This window comes from Staphylococcus sp. GDB20D11A (assembly GCF_016893255.1).
Taxonomy (GTDB): domain Bacteria; phylum Bacillota; class Bacilli; order Staphylococcales; family Staphylococcaceae; genus Staphylococcus; species Staphylococcus aureus.
In genome coordinates, this window is record NZ_JAFEPJ010000039.1 from 15,098 (window position 1) to 36,265 (window position 21,168).

Genomic DNA, 21,168 nt, shown 5'->3' on the forward strand with positions numbered 1-21,168 from the left:
ATTCATGTCTAAAATTTTAAAATGTATCACGTTAGCCGTGGTAATGTTATTAATCGTAACTGCATGTGGCCCTAATCGTTCGAAAGAAGATATTGATAAAGCATTGAATAAAGATATTTCTAAAGACAAGCCTAACCAACTTACGATGTGGGTGGATGGCGACAAGCAAATGGCGTTTTATAAAAAAATTACGGATCAATATACTAAAAAAACTGGCATAAAAGTAAAGCTTGTAAATATTGGTCAAAATGATCAACTAGAAAATATTTCGCTAGACGCTCCTGCTGGAAAAGGTCCAGATATCTTTTTCTTAGCACATGATAATACTGGAAGTGCCTATCTACAAGGCTTAGCTGCTGAAATCAATTTATCAAAAGATGAGTTGAAAGGTTTCAATAAGCAAGCACTTAAAGCGATGAATTATGACAATAAGCAACTAGCATTGCCAGCTATCGTTGAAACAACCGCACTTTTTTATAATAAAAAATTAGTGAAAAATGCACCGCAAACGTTAGAAGAAGTTGAAGCTAATGCTGCCAAGCTAACTGATAGTAAAAAGAAACAATACGGTATGTTATTTGATGCTAAAAATTTCTATTTTAATTATCCGTTTTTATTCGGCAATGATGATTATATTTTCAAGAAAAATGGCAGTGAATATGATATTCATCAGCTAGGACTAAATTCAAAACATGTCGTTAAGAATGCTGAACGATTACAAAAATGGTACGACAAAGGGTATCTTCCTAAGGTAGCAACACATGATGTCATGATTGGTCTTTTTAAAGAAGGAAAAGTAGGACAATTTGTCACTGGACCATGGAACATTAATGAATATCAAGAAACGTTTGGTAAAGATTTAGGAGTAACAACATTGCCTACAGATGGTGGCAAACCTATGAAACCATTTCTCGGTGTACGTGGTTGGTATTTATCTGAATATAGTAAACATAAGTATTGGGCTAAAGATTTAATGCTGTATATCACTAGTAAAGATACATTACAAAAATATACAGATGAAATGAGCGAAATTACTGGACGTGTTGACGTGAAATCATCTAATCCAAATTTAAAAGTGTTTGAAAAGCAAGCACGTCATGCTGAACCGATGCCTAATATTCCTGAAATGCGACAAGTTTGGGAACCGATGGGCAATGCAAGCATATTTATCTCAAATGGTAAGAATCCTAAACAAGCGTTAGATGAGGCGACGAATGATATAACGCAAAATATTAAGATTCTTCATCCGTCACAAAATGATAAGAAAGGAGATTAGTTATGACGAAACGTAACCCTAAATTAGCGGCATTATTATCTGTTATACCTGGTTTGGGACAGTTTTATAATAAAAGACCCATTAAAGGTACGATATTTTTTATCTTTTTCATCAGTTTTATTTCTGTATTTTATAGCTTTTTAAATATTGGTTTTTGGGGATTGTTCACATTAGGGACAGTACCTAAGTTAGACGATTCTCGTGTCTTACTTGCACAAGGCATTATTTCTATCTTACTCGTTGCTTTTGCAATCATGCTATATATCATTAATATTTTAGATGCATATCGTAATGCTGAACGATTTAATCGCAATGAGGAAATAAAGGATCCGAAGGCACGTATGGTTGCAACATGGGACAAGACGTTCCCATACTTACTAATCTCACCAGGTACATTCTTATTGATATTTGTAGTTGTATTTCCATTAATATTTATGTTTGGAGTAGCATTTACAAACTACAATTTATACAACGCGCCTCCGAGACACACATTAGAATGGGTTGGTTTAGATAACTTTAAAACGTTATTCACAATTGGCGTTTGGCGTAAAACATTTTTCAGTGTTATTACTTGGACATTAGTATGGACGCTTGTTGCAACGACACTTCAAATTGCATTAGGGCTGTTTTTGGCAATTATTGTAAATCACCCTGTCGTCAAAGGTAAGAAATTTATCCGTACTGTGTTAATCCTACCTTGGGCTGTACCATCATTTGTGACAATTTTAATATTTGTAGCGTTATTTAATGATGAATTTGGTGCGATAAATAATGATATATTGCAACCTTTATTAGGTGTTGCACCAGCATGGTTAAGTGATCCATTTTGGGCAAAAGTGGCATTAATTGGCATTCAAGTATGGCTTGGTTTCCCATTTGTCTTTGCACTGTTCACTGGTGTACTGCAAAGTATTTCATCAGATTGGTACGAAGCAGCAGATATGGATGGTGCGTCTAGTTGGCAAAAGTTTAGAAACATCACATTCCCGCATGTCATTTACGCCACAGCGCCATTGTTAATTATGCAATATGCAGGTAATTTCAATAATTTTAATCTTATTTATCTATTTAATAAAGGTGGTCCACCAGTGTCAGGGCAGAATGCTGGTAGTACAGATATCTTGATATCTTGGGTGTATAATCTGACATTTGAGTTTAACAACTTTAACATGGGTGCAGTTGTGTCATTAATTATTGGATTTATTGTTGCTATTGTCGCATTTATTCAATTCAGACGTACAAGTACGTTTAAAGATGAGGGAGGTTTATAAGATGACAAAGAAGAAAAACATATTAAAAGCAATCGGTATTTACAGTTTTATAGCGATGATGTTTGTCATCATTTTATATCCACTACTGTGGACATTTGGCATTTCCCTTAATCCAGGTACGAACTTGTATGGTGCCAAAATGATACCAGACAATGCAACATTTAAAAATTATGCATTCTTACTATTCGATGACAGTAGTCAATACCTGACTTGGTATAAAAATACGCTTATCGTAGCATCTGCAAATGCACTGTTTAGTGTGATATTTGTCACGTTAACAGCATATGCTTTTTCTAGATATCGCTTTGTTGGTCGTAAATACGGGCTGATTACATTTTTGATTTTACAAATGTTCTCTGTATTAATGGCAATGGTCGCAATCTATATTTTGCTAAATACAATTGGATTATTAGATTCTTTATTTGGACTAACACTTGTATATATTGGTGGGTCAATACCGATGAATGCCTTTTTAGTGAAAGGTTACTTCGATACGATTCCAAAAGAACTTGATGAATCTGCCAAAATTGATGGTGCTGGCCATATGCGTATTTTCTTACAAATTATGCTTCCATTAGCTAAGCCGATTTTAGCAGTTGTTGCTTTGTTCAATTTTATGGGGCCATTTATGGACTTTATATTACCTAAAATACTATTAAGAAGTCCTGAAAAATTCACATTAGCAGTTGGATTGTTCAACTTTATTAATGATAAGTATGCAAATAATTTCACAGTGTTTGCAGCAGGGGCAATTATGATTGCAGTACCTATAGCAATCGTATTCTTGTTCTTGCAACGCTACTTAGTATCAGGTTTAACAACAGGTGCGACAAAAGGTTAGTTTGAAATTGGGAGCGGGGCAGAAATAATAAAGAACCATTAATGAATTTATTGTGTAGTGGCTCTTACAAATTAGCCACAGCTAATATGTGCCTAAAAATAGGAATACATGAGTAAAACTCATGTATAAGAAATACTAATTTCTAAAGAAAAAGTATTTCTTTATGTTGGGGCCCCGCCAATATAACATTGTATAGCCTAGAACGTTGATTGATGTTTAAGGCTCGACATACGCACTAATGACGATAAAGATTTAAAGGAGGACGTTATGATGACGATTAAAGTTGGAATCATTGGGTGTGGTGGTATTGCGAATGGCAAGCACATGCCAAGTTTACAAAAAGTTGAAAAAGTTGAAATGACCGCATTTTGTGACGTAGACATTTCGAAAGCAGCGTGTGCGGCAGAAGCATACGGTACTGACAATGCAAAGGTTTATGATGATTACAAAGCATTGTTAAAAGATGACACGATTGATGTTATCCATGTTTGTACGCCAAATGACTCGCATTGTGAAATTACTGTAGCAGGGTTGCATGCCGGTAAACATGTGATGTGTGAAAAACCAATGGCTAAAACGACAGCAGAAGCTCAAAAAATGATAGATACAGCTAAATCAACAGGTAAAAAATTAACAATAGGTTATCAAAATCGCTTCAGACCAGATAGTCAATTTTTATATAAATCAGCGCAACGTGGCGACTTAGGTGATATTTATTTCGGGAAGGCACATGCTATTCGTCGTCGAGCAGTACCGACATGGGGTGTCTTTCTAGACGAAGAAGCTCAAGGTGGAGGACCATTAATCGATATCGGTACACACGCTTTAGATTTAACGTTATGGATGATGGATAATTATGAACCAGAATCAGTGATGGGTTCAACATTCCATAAATTAAATAAACAGCATGATGCGGCAAACGCTTGGGGTTCATGGAATCCAGATGAATTTACAGTTGAAGATTCTGCGTTTGGATTTATTAAAATGAAGAATGGAGCGACGATCATTTTAGAATCCGCTTGGGCTATTAATTCTTTAGAAGTGGATGAGGCAAAATGTTCATTATCAGGAACGAAAGCAGGTGCTGATATGAAAGATGGTCTACGTATTCATGGTGAAGATATGGGCACACTTTATACCAAACACGTTGAATTGGAAAACAAAGGCGTCGACTTTTATGAAGGTAATGAAGTGGATGAAGCTGAAGAAGAAGCAAAAGCTTGGATTGATGCAGTTGTAAATGATACTGAACCAGTTGTGAAACCGGAACAAGCAATGGTAGTTACAAAAATTCTTGAAGCGATTTATCAGTCTGCAAAATCAGGCAAAGCAATTTACTTTGAATAACATCATACGGTAAGGAGGCACATCATGACAAAATTAAAAGTTGGTGTGATAGGTGTTGGTGGTATTGCACAAGACCGTCATATTCCAGCATTGCTGAAACTCAAAGACACAGTCGCATTAGTTGCAGTACAAGATATTAATACAGTGCAGATGATTGATGTTGCGAAGCGCTTTAATATACCTCATGCAGTTGAGACACCTAGCGAGCTGTTTAAACTTGTTGATGCGGTGGTCATTTGTACACCTAATAAATTCCATGCTGATCTTTCTATAGAAACATTGAATCATGGCGTCCATGTATTGTGTGAAAAGCCAATGGCGATGACGACGGAAGAGTGTGACCGCATGATTGAAGCGGCTAATAAAAATTGTAAATTACTAACTGTCGCATATCATTATCGTCACACAGATGTGGCAATTACTGCTAAAAAAGCGATTGAATCAGGTGTGGTTGGTAAACCTTTAGTAGCACGTGTACAAGCGATGCGTAGGCGTAAAGTGCCTGGCTGGGGCGTTTTTACCAATAAAGCGTTGCAAGGTGGCGGTAGTTTAATCGATTATGGTTGCCACTTGTTAGACTTATCTTTGTGGCTACTAGGTAAAGATATGGTGCCGCATGAAGTGCTAGGAAAAACATATAATCAATTGAGCAAACAACCGAACCAAATTAATGATTGGGGAACATTTGATCACACTAAATTTGATGTCGATGATCATGTTACTAGTTATATGACATTTGCCAATCGAGCAAGCATGCAGTTTGAATGTTCGTGGTCTGCAAATATAAAGGAAGATAAGGTACACGTTAGTTTATCAGGCGAAGATGGCGGTATTAATTTATTTCCATTTGAAATATATGAGCCCCGCTTTGGAACTATTTTTGAAAGCAAAGCTAATGTTGAGCATAACGAAGACATTGCTGGTGAGAGACAGGCGCGTAACTTTGTCAATGCGTGTTTAGGGATAGAAGAGATTGTGGTGAAACCGGAAGAAGCACGCAATGTAAATGCCCTTATAGAAGCGATTTATCGTAGCGATCTTGATAACAAGAGCATACAACTTTAATGATTATTATATATAATACAAAATTCTCAATATAAAAAGAAGGAGTGCTTTTCAATGAAAATAGGTGTATTTTCAGTATTATTTTACGATAAAAATTTTGAAGATATGTTAGATTATGTCGCAGAATCTGGATTGGATATGATTGAAGTTGGAACAGGTGGTAACCCAGGAGATAAATTTTGTAAGTTAGATGAGTTGTTAGAAAATGAAGATAAGCGACAAGCATTTATGAAGTCAATCACAGACAGAGGCTTACAAATAAGTGGTTTCAGTTGTCATAACAATCCAATTTCTCCAGATCCGACAGAAGCGAAAGAAGCGGATGAAACGTTACGTAAAACCATCCGTTTAGCAAATCTATTAGACGTGCCGGTTGTTAATACATTTTCTGGCATTGCAGGATCAGATGATACCGCTAAAAAGCCTAATTGGCCTGTTACACCTTGGCCAACAGCCTACTCTGAAATTTATGATTATCAGTGGAATGAAAAGTTGATACCATATTGGCAAGATTTAGCTGAGTTTGCAAAAGAGCAAGATGTAAAAATTGCCATAGAGTTGCATGCAGGATTTTTAGTTCATACACCATATACGATGTTGAAGTTGCGTAAGGCTACAAATGAATATATCGGTGCTAACTTAGATCCTAGTCATTTATGGTGGCAAGGTATTGACCCAATTGCTGCGATTCGCATATTAGGCCAAGCAAATGCAATTCATCACTTCCATGCTAAAGATACGTATATTAATCAAGAAAATGTAAATATGTATGGTCTAACTGATATGCAACCATATGGTAACGTTGCAACAAGAGCATGGACATTCCGTACAGTTGGTTATGGACATAGTCCATATGTATGGGCAGATATCATAAGTCAACTTATTATTAATGGATATGATTATGTATTAAGTATTGAACATGAAGATCCTATTATGTCAGTAGAAGAAGGTTTCCAAAAAGCTTGTCAAACTTTGAAATCTGTTAATATTTACGACAAGCCAGCAGACATGTGGTGGGCATAATACGAACTCGAGGTTAGTCTGAAGTTTGTCTGAAGTAAGACTGGTGGCAGTGTTGAATAAATGCATATGTCGCCAAGCCATTGCCAAAAATTTCACACCTTAAATCAAGTTCATTGTTTGTAAAGAAGGTGTACTTTATATAAGTATATAGCGATGGTCGTACCTATTCACAGTAACAATCCGCACCATTGAAAAGAGTATATAACCTTTTCAATAGTGAGGTATATGATAATAAAAAAGCCTGTTGTCACAATGGTCATAGACACGACATACTTTAAAGGTTTCTGAATATAATATTTCAGAACGCACTTTAAAGATGGACGTCGATGTCGACTAATGTGATGACAGGCTTTCATTTTTAAATATTCATTAATTTCTCTTCTTGTTTAATACGTACATATAAGAAATACGCATACGGTACTAATAAAATAGTTGTATATGTTGCGTGTGTTAATAATAATACACCGATTAATTCAGGAATGATGTTTAAGAAGTAATTTGGGTGTTTTGTAATTTTATATAATCCAGATTTAATAATAGGATGGTTAGGTAAAATGAATAATTTTAATGTCCAAATACCACCTAAAGTTTTAATAACCATAAATAACATAATATAAGCAAAGATTAATATAACTAAGCCAATACCATTTGCAAAGCTAAATGTATCTTTATTAATAAATGCCTCTACACCAGCCAATACATAAATTAAAACGTGTGTTATTGCTAAAAACTTCGAATTTTTAACGCCATATTCAACTGCACCGTCTGCTTTTAATTGTTTTGAGTGATTAATAGATATCTTTAAGCTGACAAGTCTGATACAGAAAAAGATAAGTAATATAGATAGAATCATGATGTCCTCCGTCATTATGTCATATGTATAAGCGTTGATTTTGACAACATAAAGTATTTTATAGATAAAGCTTGTCAAATACTATTAACTATTTATTAATTTTAGTACATAAATATGTTTCTAAGTATGTGTTTATGTTCAGTATTTTGGATAATTTAATAATTTTAAGGATATTAAGCGCTTACACCGACGTGATATATTTGGCTTAACGAAAATGATTGAGGTGACAGAGATGAACTTTTTTGATATCCATAAGATTCCGAACAAAGGCATTCCATTATCGGTACAACGTAAATTATGGCTTAGAAACTTCATGCAAGCTTTCTTCGTAGTGTTCTTTGTTTATATGGCTATGTATTTAATTCGAAACAACTTTAAGGCGGCACAACCGTTTTTAAAAGAGGAAATTGGATTATCTACATTAGAACTTGGTTATATCGGATTAGCATTTAGTATCACGTACGGTTTAGGGAAAACATTACTTGGATATTTTGTCGATGGACGTAACACAAAACGTATTATCTCATTCTTACTTATCTTATCTGCGATTACAGTTTTAATTATGGGATTTGTGTTAAGTTACTTTGGTTCTGTAATGGGATTATTAATTGTACTTTGGGGACTTAACGGAGTGTTCCAATCAGTTGGTGGACCTGCAAGTTATTCAACGATTTCAAGGTGGGCGCCAAGAACGAAACGTGGCCGATATTTAGGATTCTGGAATACATCACATAATATCGGTGGTGCCATTGCAGGTGGTGTTGCACTTTGGGGTGCTAATGTATTCTTCCATGGAAATGTTATAGGAATGTTCATTTTCCCATCGGTGATTGCATTACTTATTGGTATCGCAACATTATTTATCGGAAAAGATGATCCAGAAGAATTAGGATGGAATCGTGCTGAAGAAATTTGGGAAGAGCCGGTCGATAAAGAAAATATTGATTCTCAAGGTATGACGAAATGGGAGATCTTTAAAAAATATATCCTGGGAAATCCTGTTATATGGATTCTATGTGTTTCAAACGTCTTTGTATACATTGTACGAATCGGTATTGATAACTGGGCACCGTTATATGTGTCAGAGCATTTACACTTTAGTAAAGGCGATGCAGTTAATACGATATTCTACTTTGAAATTGGTGCTTTAGTTGCAAGTTTATTATGGGGCTACGTATCAGACTTATTAAAAGGTCGTCGTGCAATTGTAGCTATTGGCTGTATGTTTATGATTACATTTGTTGTCTTATTCTACACAAATGCTACAAGTGTAATGATGGTTAACATTTCATTGTTTGCATTAGGTGCGTTAATCTTTGGTCCGCAATTATTAATTGGTGTATCATTGACTGGTTTTGTTCCTAAAAATGCCATCAGTGTAGCAAACGGAATGACAGGTTCATTCGCGTATCTATTCGGTGACTCAATGGCAAAAGTTGGTTTGGCGGCTATTGCTGATCCAACACGTAACGGTTTAAACATCTTTGGATATACATTAAGTGGATGGACAGATGTTTTCATCGTCTTCTATATTGCATTATTCCTAGGCATGATTCTATTAGGAATCGTTGCTTTCTATGAAGAAAAGAAAATTAGAAGTTTAAAAATCTAATATCAATCGGATTAAAAGTATCGCCAATTTATTGCAGTATAGTTGGCAATCCTGCCCCGATGGCATGTGCGTGAAGAGATGAAAGATACTGCTTCTACCCTTGCAAATATATCATCTCTATGTCTCGGGGCAGATCATAATTCCCTGTTATGAAGTATCCTTATTTGCCCGACTTAGGGTGACTCAATGAATTTACTCCTTACAATAAAGACATATAGCGGTGTCAATATTGTAGGGAGTATTGTTTTATATTTAAACTCTCTAAAAAGCGGACTGAAAGAAAAGTGAAAACTTCTCTAGCAGTCCGCTTTTTCATAGAACAAAATGGATGCGCCATAATCATTAGCTATTTGTTAATCTATTTTGCTTGCTTACAATAATCACTTGGCGACATTTGTAAATATTTTTTAAAATGATAGCTAAACATTTTATACTCTGAAAAGCCTACTTTGTCTGCAATTTCATAGTGCTTATAATGTCGATCTAACAATTGCAGAGATTGTAAAATACGATAGCGATTTAAATAATCGACAATTGTAATACCAACATGATCTTTAAATGTTCGCATCGCATACGATTCACTAACATCGATATGTTGAATTAAATCTGAAACAGTCACTTTCGTTTGATAAGATTGCTTAATTTGATCAACAATCTGATTTACATAATAATCATCGTATTCTACTTTTAATAATGGTTGGAAGGCATCATGACAAGATGCTAAGCTACGGCCGTTCTGTGATTGTTGCTCTAATAAGGTACGGACAAATCTTCCTAAAATAACTTCTAATTGCGCATGGTCCACTGGTTTTAATAAATAATCAAGAACATGATGTTGAATGCCGGCTTTCATATATTCAAAGTCATCGTAACTCGATAATATGATGACATTACAATCTAGATGCGCAATATCATTGAGTAAATCGACGCCATTTTTACGTGGCATACGAATATCAGTAATTACTAATTCTGGCTGATGTTGTTGAATTAGTGATAATGCTTCAACACCATCTTTAGCAGTGTATATTGTATTGAAATGATAGTCTCCCCAAGGAATGATTTGCTTTAAACCTTCTCGAATAATTCGCTCATCATCACAAATAACAACCTTAAACATCTACATTCCCCCTTGAAAGTGGTATTTTATAACAAATTAACGTACCTTGATTACGCTTTGAAAAAATATGGAGTCGTGCATGTGACCCATATTGAATCATTGCTTTATTGTGTAAATGATTTAATCCCAAATGCTTAGTATCAAATACATCATTATTAAGAGATTGGCGTACATATTGCAGGCGAGATGACGACATCCCAATACCATTGTCGCAAACTAAAACATGTAAATTCTGACGTGCCAATGTCAGGCGTATAGTAATGTCCAGTGACTCAGTATCTCTACCATGTTTAATAGCATTTTCTATGAGTGGCTGAAGCATCATTTTACCAATTGTCTGGTGACGCCCTTCTTCAGAACTTTCGATATGGAGCTTAATCATGTCATCAAAACGGATGTTTTGTATCGCAACATACTGTTCAATGTAGTTCAACTCTTCGTTTAATTCCACTGTATGTGAGTTTGTACGTAATGAATAACGTAACATTTGCGATAATTGTTGGACCACAGTTTGTGCTAATTTCGGAGATAACGTAATTAAATATTGTATTGTTTGCATCGTATTGAATAGGAAATGAGGCTGGAATTGGCGTTCTATTTCCTTTAACTGAATATCACGCAAGCGACGTTCTGTATGCTCGATAGAATGGATCAGTTGCTCATTTGATTCAAATAAATCGTAAATATAATTATTAATTTCTTCTAGTTCACTGTTGTTTTTTAAAGGCGTATATGTACCTAGATGACGATTTTTGGCATAGTAAATTTTTTGAATAATCGTTTCGATATCTTTTGTTTGTCGTTTAGCCATATTATCTGCACTAATGAAACCAAATATTACTAGTAAAACAAGAACTACAGCCATAACAATTAACAACGTGATACCATCTTCAATGTTTTCATGGATATCTTTATAAATAATGAGACGATGGTCAGCATGGTTTAATTTTACAGATTCATTCATAAATCCGAATTGTTGTGGTCTATACTTTTCACCTATAGTAAAACGGTCATCGTTGGCGTATAAAATATTGTCATACTGATCAACGATAAGTGCGAATTGTCGGCTATCTTTCTTGATTTCACTTAAACGTGGGGTGTTAGCCATATAAATTTTAAGCATATATGTACTATTTTTGAATTTAAGCCGATGCGTTGAAAATAAATACATATTTTTAGTGTTTAAATGTTCATAATTATTGGTTATAAACTGATTTGGTCCAGATAACTCATAATAAAGTGTTGCGGGCTGTTGGTGTATTAATTTTAATAATTCACGTTTTGTAGCGGTAACATCATGATGATTTGTTAAATCGAGCTCTTGAAACGAATTATTATGCTGTGTAATAAATGTCTGAATCTGCTTTTCAGTGTGATGTAAAGATGACTGACTTTCATTAACATGTTGATGAATCGTACGATGCTCAATCCAAATATAGATGGCATAGAAGCTTACTAGTCCAATAATAATGACTAAAAATACTGGAAAAATAGTAGACGCAAATAACGATCGTCTCAACTGATGTCTATAAGGTTTGTATGCCGTCATTGAATCATCTCCAAAAATTTATGATGCGGAATGTCCGGTAATTTAGATTTCGGTATTAAAGGTATGTTCTTAAGATTTTCGATAGACTGATCGCTTTGTTCACTAACATCCTTTCGAATTGACTTGGCATCGAACTCTGCAACTAATCGCTGCTGTACTGAGCGGCTTGTTAAATATTGTACTAACTTTTTACGCTTAGGATGAGGGTGTGCATTTTTAACTAAAGCAATACCATCAACATTTAACATTGTTCCTTCAATTGGATAAACGATTGATACAGGATAACCTTTGTTTTTCCATGTGCGTGCATCTTGTTCGTAGCTTAGACCTGCATAATATTTACCTTTTGCAACATCTTCAATGACTTTAGACGTTTTTGACAGTTGCATCGCATGGTCTTGGAATTGATGCACATCACTTACTCGATGATGCATGCTATAAATAGCACGCATATGTTGATAACCTGTCGTTGTTGTATTTGGATTTGAGTACGCAATTTTACCTTTAAGTATAGGTTGTAATAAATCTTGATAACCTCGAATCTTAATATCTCCTTGTAAATCTGAATTAACTACTATAACTGTTGGCATTAATAGAAAGCTAATAACATATTTATTGTTCGAGCGATAATCCTCTAATTGCTGTGTTACAGATGTATCTTGATAGGGAACAAAATCTTCTGGATGATCAATTGTTTCTGATAACACACCACCCATAAAGACATCACCACGCTCCGAAAGATCTTCATTATGCAAGTTTGAAAGCAGTACTTGAGTAGATCCGTGTTTGATTTCAATTTTGACATGCTCTTGTTTTTCAAATTCATTTAAAATTGGACGAATCAAGTTTGATTGATACGGAGAATAAACTGTTAATACATTTTTATCTGATTCAGAGTGACGCGTATTAGCGCATGATGATAAAAAAATGAGAAATAATAGCAAGATATAAATTTTTGATTTCATGATATCCCATCAATTCTATGTATATTTTAATACAATAATTTTAGCAATAAATGACGCATAAGTAATGTTAAATATTTAGAAATGTTTATAGATGACTTGTTAAGACGTTGCAAATGTTGTGATAGCACATAATTTTTGTTTGTCAAGACGACTTACCGAGGCTGTAAAGTCAAACTGTTATATTTTATTTGAAGCTGTTATATAAAAATTGGCAAGATATTGAACGGTTCAAAAGTAAATTTTTACGTCAATAAAAGTATTTAATCCAGTCTCTTCATATATAAAAGTAAATCTTTCTAAGTATTGATTTAACGCTTATTAACAATCATTTTTTATAAACAAATATATCCACCTAAATTAACTTTTAAAGCAATGAAAATAGTGAACATTATAACTGTTGTGTAACAGAATGCAATTAGCATATTACTGTTACACAAATTAGTACAGTTTCTATGTTTTGACATACATTTGATGAAAATTGTACATAATTTATGTGAAAAAAATCACAACAAACATGCTACAATGACTATGAAAACGTTAACATAGCATTTCAAATTCACAACATTATACAGATGGAGGCGTTTAGTATGTTAGAAACAAATAAAAATCATGCAACAGCTTGGCAAGGATTTAAAAATGGAAGATGGAACAGACACGTAGATGTAAGAGAGTTTATCCAATTAAACTACACTCTTTATGAAGGTAATGATTCATTTTTAGCAGGACCAACAGAAGCAACTTCTAAACTTTGGGAACAAGTAATGCAGTTATCGAAAGAAGAACGTGAACGTGGCGGCATGTGGGATATGGACACGAAAGTAGCTTCAACAATCACATCTCATGATGCTGGTTATTTAGACAAAGATTTAGAAACAATTGTAGGTGTACAAACTGAAAAGCCATTCAAACGTTCAATGCAACCATTCGGTGGTATTCGTATGGCGAAAGCAGCTTGTGAAGCTTACGGTTACGAATTAGACGAAGAAACTGAAAAAATCTTTACAGATTATCGTAAAACACATAACCAAGGTGTATTCGATGCATATTCTAGAGAAATGTTGAACTGCCGTAAAGCAGGTGTAATCACTGGTTTACCTGATGCATACGGACGTGGACGTATTATCGGTGACTATCGTCGTGTAGCTTTATATGGTGTAGATTTCTTAATGGAAGAAAAAATGCACGATTTCAACACGATGTCTACAGAAATGTCAGAAGATGTAATTCGTTTACGTGAAGAATTATCAGAACAATATCGTGCATTAAAAGAATTAAAAGAACTTGGACAAAAATATGGTTTCGATTTAAGCCGTCCAGCAGAAAACTTCAAAGAAGCAGTACAATGGTTATACTTAGCATACCTTGCTGCAATTAAAGAACAAAACGGTGCAGCAATGAGTTTAGGTCGTACATCAACATTCTTAGATATCTATGCTGAACGTGACCTTAAAGCAGGTGTTATTACTGAAAGCGAAGTTCAAGAAATTATTGACCACTTCATCATGAAATTACGTATTGTTAAATTTGCTCGTACACCTGATTACAATGAATTATTCTCTGGAGACCCAACTTGGGTAACTGAATCTATCGGTGGTGTAGGTATTGACGGACGTCCACTTGTTACGAAAAACTCATTCCGTTTCTTACACTCATTAGATAACTTAGGTCCAGCACCAGAACCAAACTTAACAGTATTATGGTCAGTACGTTTACCTGACAACTTCAAAACATACTGTGCAAAAATGAGTATTAAAACAAGTTCTATCCAATATGAAAATGATGACATTATGCGTGAAAGCTATGGGGATGACTATGGTATCGCATGTTGTGTATCAGCGATGACAATTGGTAAACAAATGCAATTCTTCGGTGCACGTGCGAACTTAGCTAAAACATTACTTTACGCTATCAATGGTGGTAAAGATGAAAAATCTGGTGCACAAGTTGGTCCAAACTTCGAAGGTATTAACAGCGAAGTATTAGAATATGACGAAGTATTCAAGAAATTTGATCAAATGATGGATTGGCTAGCAGGTGTTTACATTAACTCATTAAATGTTATTCACTACATGCACGATAAATACAGCTATGAACGTATTGAAATGGCATTACATGATACAGAAATTGTACGTACAATGGCAACAGGTATCGCTGGTTTATCAGTAGCAGCTGACTCATTATCTGCAATTAAATATGCACAAGTTAAACCAATTCGTAACGAAGAAGGTCTTGTAGTAGACTTTGAAATCGAAGGCGACTTCCCTAAATACGGTAACAATGACGACCGTGTAGATGATATCGCAGTTGATTTAGTAGAACGATTTATGACTAAATTACGTAGTCATAAAACATATCGTGATTCAGAACATACAATGAGTGTATTAACAATTACTTCAAACGTTGTATACGGTAAGAAAACTGGTAACACACCAGACGGACGTAAAGCTGGCGAACCATTTGCACCAGGTGCAAACCCAATGCATGGCCGTGACCAAAAAGGTGCATTATCTTCATTAAGTTCTGTAGCTAAGATCCCTTACGATTGCTGTAAAGATGGTATTTCAAATACATTCAGTATCGTACCAAAATCATTAGGTAAAGAACCAGAAGATCAAAACCGTAACTTAACTAGTATGTTAGATGGTTATGCAATGCAATGTGGTCACCACTTAAATATTAATGTGTTTAACCGTGAAACATTAATAGATGCAATGGAACATCCAGAAGAATATCCACAGTTAACAATCCGTGTATCTGGTTACGCTGTTAACTTCATTAAATTAACACGTGAACAACAATTAGATGTAATTTCTCGTACATTCCATGAAAGTATGTAACAAAATTTAAGGTGGGAGCACTATGCTTAAGGGACACTTACATTCTGTCGAAAGTTTAGGTACTGTCGATGGACCGGGATTAAGATATATATTATTTACACAAGGATGCTTACTTAGATGCTTGTATTGCCACAATCCAGATACTTGGAAAATTAGTGAGCCATCAAGAGAAGTCACAGTTGATGAAATGGTGAATGAAATATTACCATACAAACCATACTTTGATGCATCGGGTGGCGGTGTAACAGTCAGTGGTGGCGAACCATTGTTACAAATGCCATTCTTAGAAAAATTATTTGCAGAATTAAAAGAAAATGGTGTGCACACTTGCTTAGACACATCGGCTGGATGTGCTAATGATACAAAAGCATTTCAAAGGCATTTTGAAGAATTACAAAAACATACAGACTTGATATTATTAGATATAAAACATATTGATAATGACAAACATATTAGATTGACAGGAAAGCCTAATACACACATCCTTAACTTCGCGCGCAAACTGTCAGATATGAAACAACCTGTATGGATTCGACATGTCCTTGTGCCTGGTTATTCTGATGATAAAGACGATTTAATTAAACTAGGGGAATTTATTAATTCTCTTGATAACGTCGAAAAGTTTGAAATTCTGCCATATCATCAGTTAGGTGTTCATAAGTGGAAAACATTGGGCATTGCATATGAATTAGAAGATGTCGAAGCGCCCGATGATGAAGCTGTTAAAGCAGCCTACCGTTATGTTAACTTCAAAGGGAAAATTCCCGTTGAATTATAAATACAATTCAGACCGAAAAGAAAGCATATGTAACTTCAAGAGTGAAGGGGCATATGCTTCTTTTTCAATTGAGTATAGAGTATTAGCAAGACGTAGTAGGTATATGAGACAACTTCTACAATGGTTGAAGGAAGACGTTTTTGTAAGTAGCTATGCTGATAAAGAATGTGAAGCCTTGTTAAAGGTGGGGTTCCAATATCATCGAATGGGTTATTAATTGCTACTTGCATATGAATATGAGTCTTTTCAAATTTTTATTGACCCTGAGTAATGAAAAATATTAAGATGAAACTTAATATTAAAGCAATGCGGAGCGTGATTATGAAGAGAATTAGTAAAGATATATGGGCAGTATTTAAATTACTGTATCAAAATAAAGGGCGTTTTAGCATTAATGCCTTACTATTGCAGTTAATCATGATTTTTATTAGTAGTACATACTTAATTTTACTATTTAATATGATGTTAAAAGTAGCTGGGCAAAGCCAACTTACGATTAACAATTGGATGGAAATCGTAAGTCACCCTGCCAGTGTGATACTTCTTATTATATTCATATTAAGTGTTGCCTTTCTGATTTATGTAGAGTTTTCATTGTTAGTTTATATGGTTTATGCCGGCTTTGATCGACAGATTATTACATTTAAATCCATTTTTAAAAATGCCTTTGTAAATGTGCGTAAACTCATAGGTGTACCAGTTATTTTCTTTGTCATTTATTTAATGTTAATGATACCCATTGCCAACCTAGGACTAAGTTCAGTATTAACAAAAAATATTTACATACCTAAATTTTTAACGGAAGAACTTATGAAAACGACGAAAGGTATAATCATTTACGGTACCTTTATGATTGCTGTATTTATATTAAACTTTAAATTAATATTTACCTTACCGTTAACGATTTTAAACCGCCAGTCGTTATTTAAAAATATGAGACTAAGTTGGCAAATTACGAAGCGAAATAAGTTTCGACTTGTTATAGAAATAGTTATATTGGAACTCATCATTGGTGCGATTTTAACATTAATTATTTCAGGAGCAACATATCTTGCTATTTGTGTAGATGAAGAAGGAGATAAGTTTTTAGTCTCATCAATTTTATTTGTTGTATTGAAAAGTTCATTGTTCTTCTATTATTTATTTACGAAATTATCATTAATCAGTGTGTTAGTACTGCACTTAAAACAAGAGAATGTATTAGACCAACCGGGCTTAGAATTTAAATACCCAAAACCGAAACGGAAGTCTAGGTTCTTTATAATTTCAATGGTGCTTGCAGTGACATGTTTTGTCGGTTATAACATGTACTTACTTTACAATAATACTATCAATACAAATATCTCCATTATTGGCCATCGTGGTTTCGAAGATAAAGGCGTTGAAAATTCTATTCCGTCATTGAAAGCTGCTGCAAAAGCGAATGTCGAATACGTTGAGTTAGATACAATTATGACGAAAGATAAACAATTTGTTGTTAGTCATGATAACAATTTGAAACGTTTAACAGGTGTTAATAAAAACATTTCTGAATCTAATTTCAAAGATGTCGTCGGTTTGAAAATGCGTCAAAATGGACATGAAGCAAAACTTGTATCCTTAGACGAATTTATTGAAACGGCTAAACAATCAAATGTGAAGCTACTAGTAGAGTTAAAGCCACATGGTAAAGAACCAGCAGATTATACACAACGTGTTATTGATATTTTGAAAAAGCATGGTGTTGAACATCAATATCGTGTGATGTCATTGGATTATGATGTGATGACTAAGTTAAAAAAAGAAGCGCCATATCTCAAGTGTGGTTATATCATTCCGTTACAGTTTGGTCATTTTAAAGAAACATCATTAGATTTCTTTGTCATCGAAGATTTTTCTTATTCGCCAAGACTTGTTAATCAAGCACACTTGGAAAATAAAGAAGTCTATACTTGGACCATTAACGGCGAAGAAGATTTAACGAAATACTTACAAACCAATGTTGATGGTATTATCACAGATGACCCAGCATTAGCTGATCAGATTAAAGAAGAAAAGAAAGACGAAACATACTTCGATCGTTCTATAAGAATATTATTTGAATAATATAAACAAAGACCTCTAAAGTTATCAAGATGATACTTTCAGAGGTCTTTTTAACGTTGCTATCTATGGGATAGGCAATCGTTTCATTCGTTTATAATCATATGACAAGGATTTATAAGATAATGTGGGGTCCAAAACACATATATGATTTATTGGTAAATTATTAATTGTTTTGTGAATGCAAAGGGTTAGAAATTGAATCGTAAATACTTTCTAATCTATGTTTCGCTTTAGTCATTTGATCCAAATTTTTAGTGCGTATAGCGGATTTAGCAATATAGTGCGCAGCTAAAATATCGCGTTTTTGATACGCATCTAAATTTAGGTACGATAATTTATTTAAGTCAGTGTTTGCTATTAATTCATGTAATTGATCTACAAGCGCTTGATGTTGATACGTATGTGATGTAGTTTCAGATTTGCTTGCTAATTTAATACCAGTCGTATCAAGGAGCGCCGCTTTAATACCAGCAACTAAATATGTTTTGATTTTCATTTGTGTTGTCATGCTTTGTTACTCCTTTGATGTACATTAATCAAAAAAATTATACACTATTGTATATTGCAAAGCTAATTAACTATAACAAAAAGATAGTTAATGCTTTGTTTATTCTAGTTAATATATAGTTAATGTCTTTTAATATTTTGTTTCTTTAATGTAGATTGGGCAATTACATTTTGGAGGAATTAAAAAATTATGAAAAAGCAAATAATTTCGCTAGGCGCATTAGCAGTTGCATCTAGCTTATTTACATGGGATAACAAAGCAGATGCGATAGTAACAAAGGATTATAGCAAAGAGTCAAGAGTGAATGAGAACAGTAAATATGGGACATTAATTTCAGACTGGTATTTAAAAGGGAGATTAACTAGTCTAGAATCTCAATTTATCAATGCATTGGATATTTTAGAGACATATCATTATGGCGAAAAAGAGTATAAAGATGCAAAAGATAAATTGATGACAAGAATTTTAGGGGAAGACCAATACCTTTTAGAAAGAAAAAAAGTGCAGTATGAGGAATACAAAAAATTATACCAAAAATATAAAGAAGAGAATCCAACCTCTAAAGTTAAAATGAAAACATTCGATCAATATACAATAGAAGATTTAACTATGAGGGAATATAATGAGTTAACAGAATCATTAAAAAGTGCTGTAAAAGACTTTGAGAAAGATGTTGAAAAAATAGAAAATCAACATCATGATTTGAAACCATTTACTGATGAAATGGAAGAGAAGGCTACTTCTAGAGTTGATGATTTAGCAAATAAAGCATATAGTGTTTATTTTGCATTTGTTAGGGATACACAACATAAAACTGAGGCATTAGAGTTAAAAGCGAAAGTAGATTTAGTTTTAGGTGATGAGGATAAACCGCATCGTATTTCTAATGAAAGAATTGAAAAAGAAATGATAAAAGATTTAGAATCTATTATTGAAGATTTCTTTATAGAAACTGGTTTAAATAAGCCTGGTAATATTACGAGTTATGATAGTAGTAAACATCACTATAAAAATCACAGTGAAGGTTTTGAGGCTCTAGTCAAAGAAACAAGAGAAGCAGTAGCAAACGCTGACGAATCTTGGAAAACTAAAACTGTAAAAAAATACGGTGAATCTGAAACAAAATCTCCTGTTGTAAAAGAAGAGAACAAAGTTGAAGACCCTCAATCACCTAAATTTGATAACCAACAAGAGGTTAAAACTACGGCTGGTAAAGCTGAAGAAACAACACAACCAGTTGCACAACCATTAGTTAAAATTCCACAGGGCACAATTACAGGTGAAATTGTGAAAGGTCCGGAATATCCAACGATGGAAAATAAAACGTTACAAGGTGAAATCGTTCAAGGTCCAGATTTCCCAACAATGGAACAAAGCGGTCCATCTTTAAGCGACAATTATACTCAACCGACGACACCGAACCCAATTTTAGAAGGTCTTGAAGGTAGCTCATCTAAACTTGAAATAAAACCACAAGGTACTGAATCAACGTTGAAAGGTATTCAAGGAGAATCAAGTGATATTGAAGTTAAACCTCAAGCAACTGAAACAACAGAAGCTTCTCAATATGGTCCGAGACCGCAATTTAACAAAACACCTAAGTATGTGAAATATAGAGATGCTGGTACAGGTATTCGTGAATACAACGATGGAACATTTGGATATGAAGCGAGACCAAGATTCAACAAGCCATCAGAAACAAACGCATACAACGTAACGACAAATCAAGATGGCACAGTATCATACGGCGCCCGCCCAACACAAAACAAGGCATCAGAAACAAACGCATATAACGTAACAACACATGCAAACGGCCAAGTATCATACGGAGCTCGCCCAACACAAAAGAAGCCAAGCGAAACAAATGCATATAACGTAACAACACATGCAAACGGCCAAGTATCATATGGCGCCCGCCCGACATACAACAAGCCAAGCGAAACAAATGCATATAACGTAACAACACACGGAAATGGCCAAGTATCATATGGAGCTCGTCCGACATACAAGAAACCAAGTAAAACAAATGCATATAACGTAA

The 21,168-nt window shown here is 34.3% G+C and carries 17 protein-coding genes; 12 read left to right on the forward strand and 5 right to left on the reverse strand.

Annotated elements, in window-relative coordinates; genetic code table 11:
* Positions 1–4: 4 nt before the first annotated feature.
* The 6 genes from JV528_RS14055 (at position 5) to JV528_RS14080 (ending at position 6,823) form a co-directional block, all read left to right on the forward strand.
* Complete coding sequence (locus JV528_RS14055; RefSeq protein WP_204177093.1) at positions 5–1,276, forward strand: maltodextrin ABC transporter substrate-binding protein; 1,272 nt, start codon at positions 5–7, stop codon at positions 1,274–1,276.
* Between the two features lie 2 nt (positions 1,277–1,278).
* Positions 1,279–2,547, forward strand: a complete 1,269-nt coding sequence (locus JV528_RS14060; protein WP_000166888.1) for a sugar ABC transporter permease — start codon at positions 1,279–1,281, stop codon at positions 2,545–2,547.
* Between the two features lies 1 nt (position 2,548).
* Positions 2,549–3,388 carry a sugar ABC transporter permease gene (locus JV528_RS14065; RefSeq protein WP_204177094.1) on the forward strand — a complete coding sequence of 280 codons (840 nt, stop codon included), beginning with the start codon at positions 2,549–2,551 and terminating at the stop codon, positions 3,386–3,388.
* A 270-nt stretch (positions 3,389–3,658) separates the two neighbouring features.
* Positions 3,659–4,735: a Gfo/Idh/MocA family protein gene (locus tag JV528_RS14070; protein WP_000153457.1), complete on the forward strand. Its 1,077-nt coding sequence runs from the start codon at positions 3,659–3,661 to the stop codon at positions 4,733–4,735.
* Between the two features lie 24 nt (positions 4,736–4,759).
* Positions 4,760–5,800 (forward strand): Gfo/Idh/MocA family protein, encoded by a 1,041-nt coding sequence (locus JV528_RS14075; RefSeq protein WP_204177095.1) that lies wholly within the window; start codon positions 4,760–4,762, stop codon positions 5,798–5,800.
* Between the two features lie 54 nt (positions 5,801–5,854).
* Positions 5,855–6,823 (forward strand): sugar phosphate isomerase/epimerase family protein, encoded by a 969-nt coding sequence (locus tag JV528_RS14080; protein ID WP_000690413.1) that lies wholly within the window; start codon positions 5,855–5,857, stop codon positions 6,821–6,823.
* Positions 6,824–7,181: 358 nt separating this feature from the next.
* Here the strand turns inward: JV528_RS14080 and JV528_RS14085 are convergent, their stop codons facing one another.
* A complete protein-coding gene (locus JV528_RS14085; protein ID WP_000603755.1) occupies positions 7,182–7,676 on the reverse strand; it encodes an isoprenylcysteine carboxyl methyltransferase family protein in 495 nt (164 codons plus the stop codon).
* A 232-nt stretch (positions 7,677–7,908) separates the two neighbouring features.
* Between JV528_RS14085 and uhpT the strand changes: the two genes are divergently transcribed.
* Positions 7,909–9,288, forward strand: coding sequence for a hexose-6-phosphate:phosphate antiporter (gene uhpT, locus JV528_RS14090; protein WP_001008721.1), 1,380 nt, complete (start codon positions 7,909–7,911; stop codon positions 9,286–9,288).
* Between the two features lie 358 nt (positions 9,289–9,646).
* Here uhpT and JV528_RS14095 read toward each other — a convergent pair whose 3' ends face one another.
* From JV528_RS14095 to JV528_RS14105, 3 genes are read right to left on the reverse strand one after another with little or no spacing between them, the layout of a single operon-like run.
* A complete protein-coding gene (locus JV528_RS14095) occupies positions 9,647–10,405 on the reverse strand; it encodes a response regulator transcription factor (RefSeq protein ID WP_204177096.1) in 759 nt (252 codons plus the stop codon).
* Positions 10,398–11,954, reverse strand: coding sequence for a sensor histidine kinase (locus JV528_RS14100; RefSeq protein WP_065315772.1), 1,557 nt, complete (start codon positions 11,952–11,954; stop codon positions 10,398–10,400). The genes JV528_RS14095 and JV528_RS14100 overlap by 8 nt, the downstream gene beginning before the upstream one ends.
* Positions 11,951–12,919 carry an ABC transporter substrate-binding protein gene (locus JV528_RS14105; protein WP_065315773.1) on the reverse strand — a complete coding sequence of 323 codons (969 nt, stop codon included), beginning with the start codon at positions 12,917–12,919 and terminating at the stop codon, positions 11,951–11,953. Before JV528_RS14105 ends, JV528_RS14100 begins: the two co-directional genes overlap by 4 nt.
* Before the next feature lie 587 nt (positions 12,920–13,506).
* Between JV528_RS14105 and pflB the strand changes: the two genes are divergently transcribed.
* The 4 genes from pflB to JV528_RS14125 all read left to right on the forward strand — a co-directional run bounded on the left by pflB (position 13,507) and on the right by JV528_RS14125 (position 18,619).
* Positions 13,507–15,756 carry a formate C-acetyltransferase gene (gene pflB / locus JV528_RS14110; RefSeq protein ID WP_000894660.1) on the forward strand — a complete coding sequence of 750 codons (2,250 nt, stop codon included), beginning with the start codon at positions 13,507–13,509 and terminating at the stop codon, positions 15,754–15,756.
* A 22-nt stretch (positions 15,757–15,778) separates the two neighbouring features.
* Positions 15,779–16,534 (forward strand): pyruvate formate-lyase-activating protein, encoded by a 756-nt coding sequence (gene pflA, locus JV528_RS14115; protein ID WP_000911657.1) that lies wholly within the window; start codon positions 15,779–15,781, stop codon positions 16,532–16,534.
* Positions 16,524–16,751 (forward strand): hypothetical protein, encoded by a 228-nt coding sequence (locus JV528_RS14120; RefSeq protein ID WP_001108313.1) that lies wholly within the window; start codon positions 16,524–16,526, stop codon positions 16,749–16,751. The genes pflA and JV528_RS14120 overlap by 11 nt, the downstream gene beginning before the upstream one ends.
* A gap of 104 nt (positions 16,752–16,855) precedes the next feature.
* The gene (locus JV528_RS14125) at positions 16,856–18,619 is read left to right on the forward strand and encodes a glycerophosphoryl diester phosphodiesterase membrane domain-containing protein (RefSeq protein WP_000822597.1); all 1,764 of its coding nucleotides are present in this window, start codon (positions 16,856–16,858) and stop codon (positions 18,617–18,619) included.
* A 163-nt stretch (positions 18,620–18,782) separates the two neighbouring features.
* On the opposite strand, the gene JV528_RS14130 is transcribed toward JV528_RS14125, so the two are convergent.
* Positions 18,783–19,127, reverse strand: coding sequence for a complement inhibitor SCIN family protein (locus JV528_RS14130; RefSeq protein WP_000211600.1), 345 nt, complete (start codon positions 19,125–19,127; stop codon positions 18,783–18,785).
* Between the two features lie 189 nt (positions 19,128–19,316).
* On the opposite strand from JV528_RS14130, the gene coa reads away from it, so the two are divergent.
* Positions 19,317–21,168, forward strand: a 1,852-nt coding sequence (coa, locus tag JV528_RS14135; RefSeq protein WP_204254857.1) for a staphylocoagulase, incomplete at its 3' end; no start/stop codon positions are given.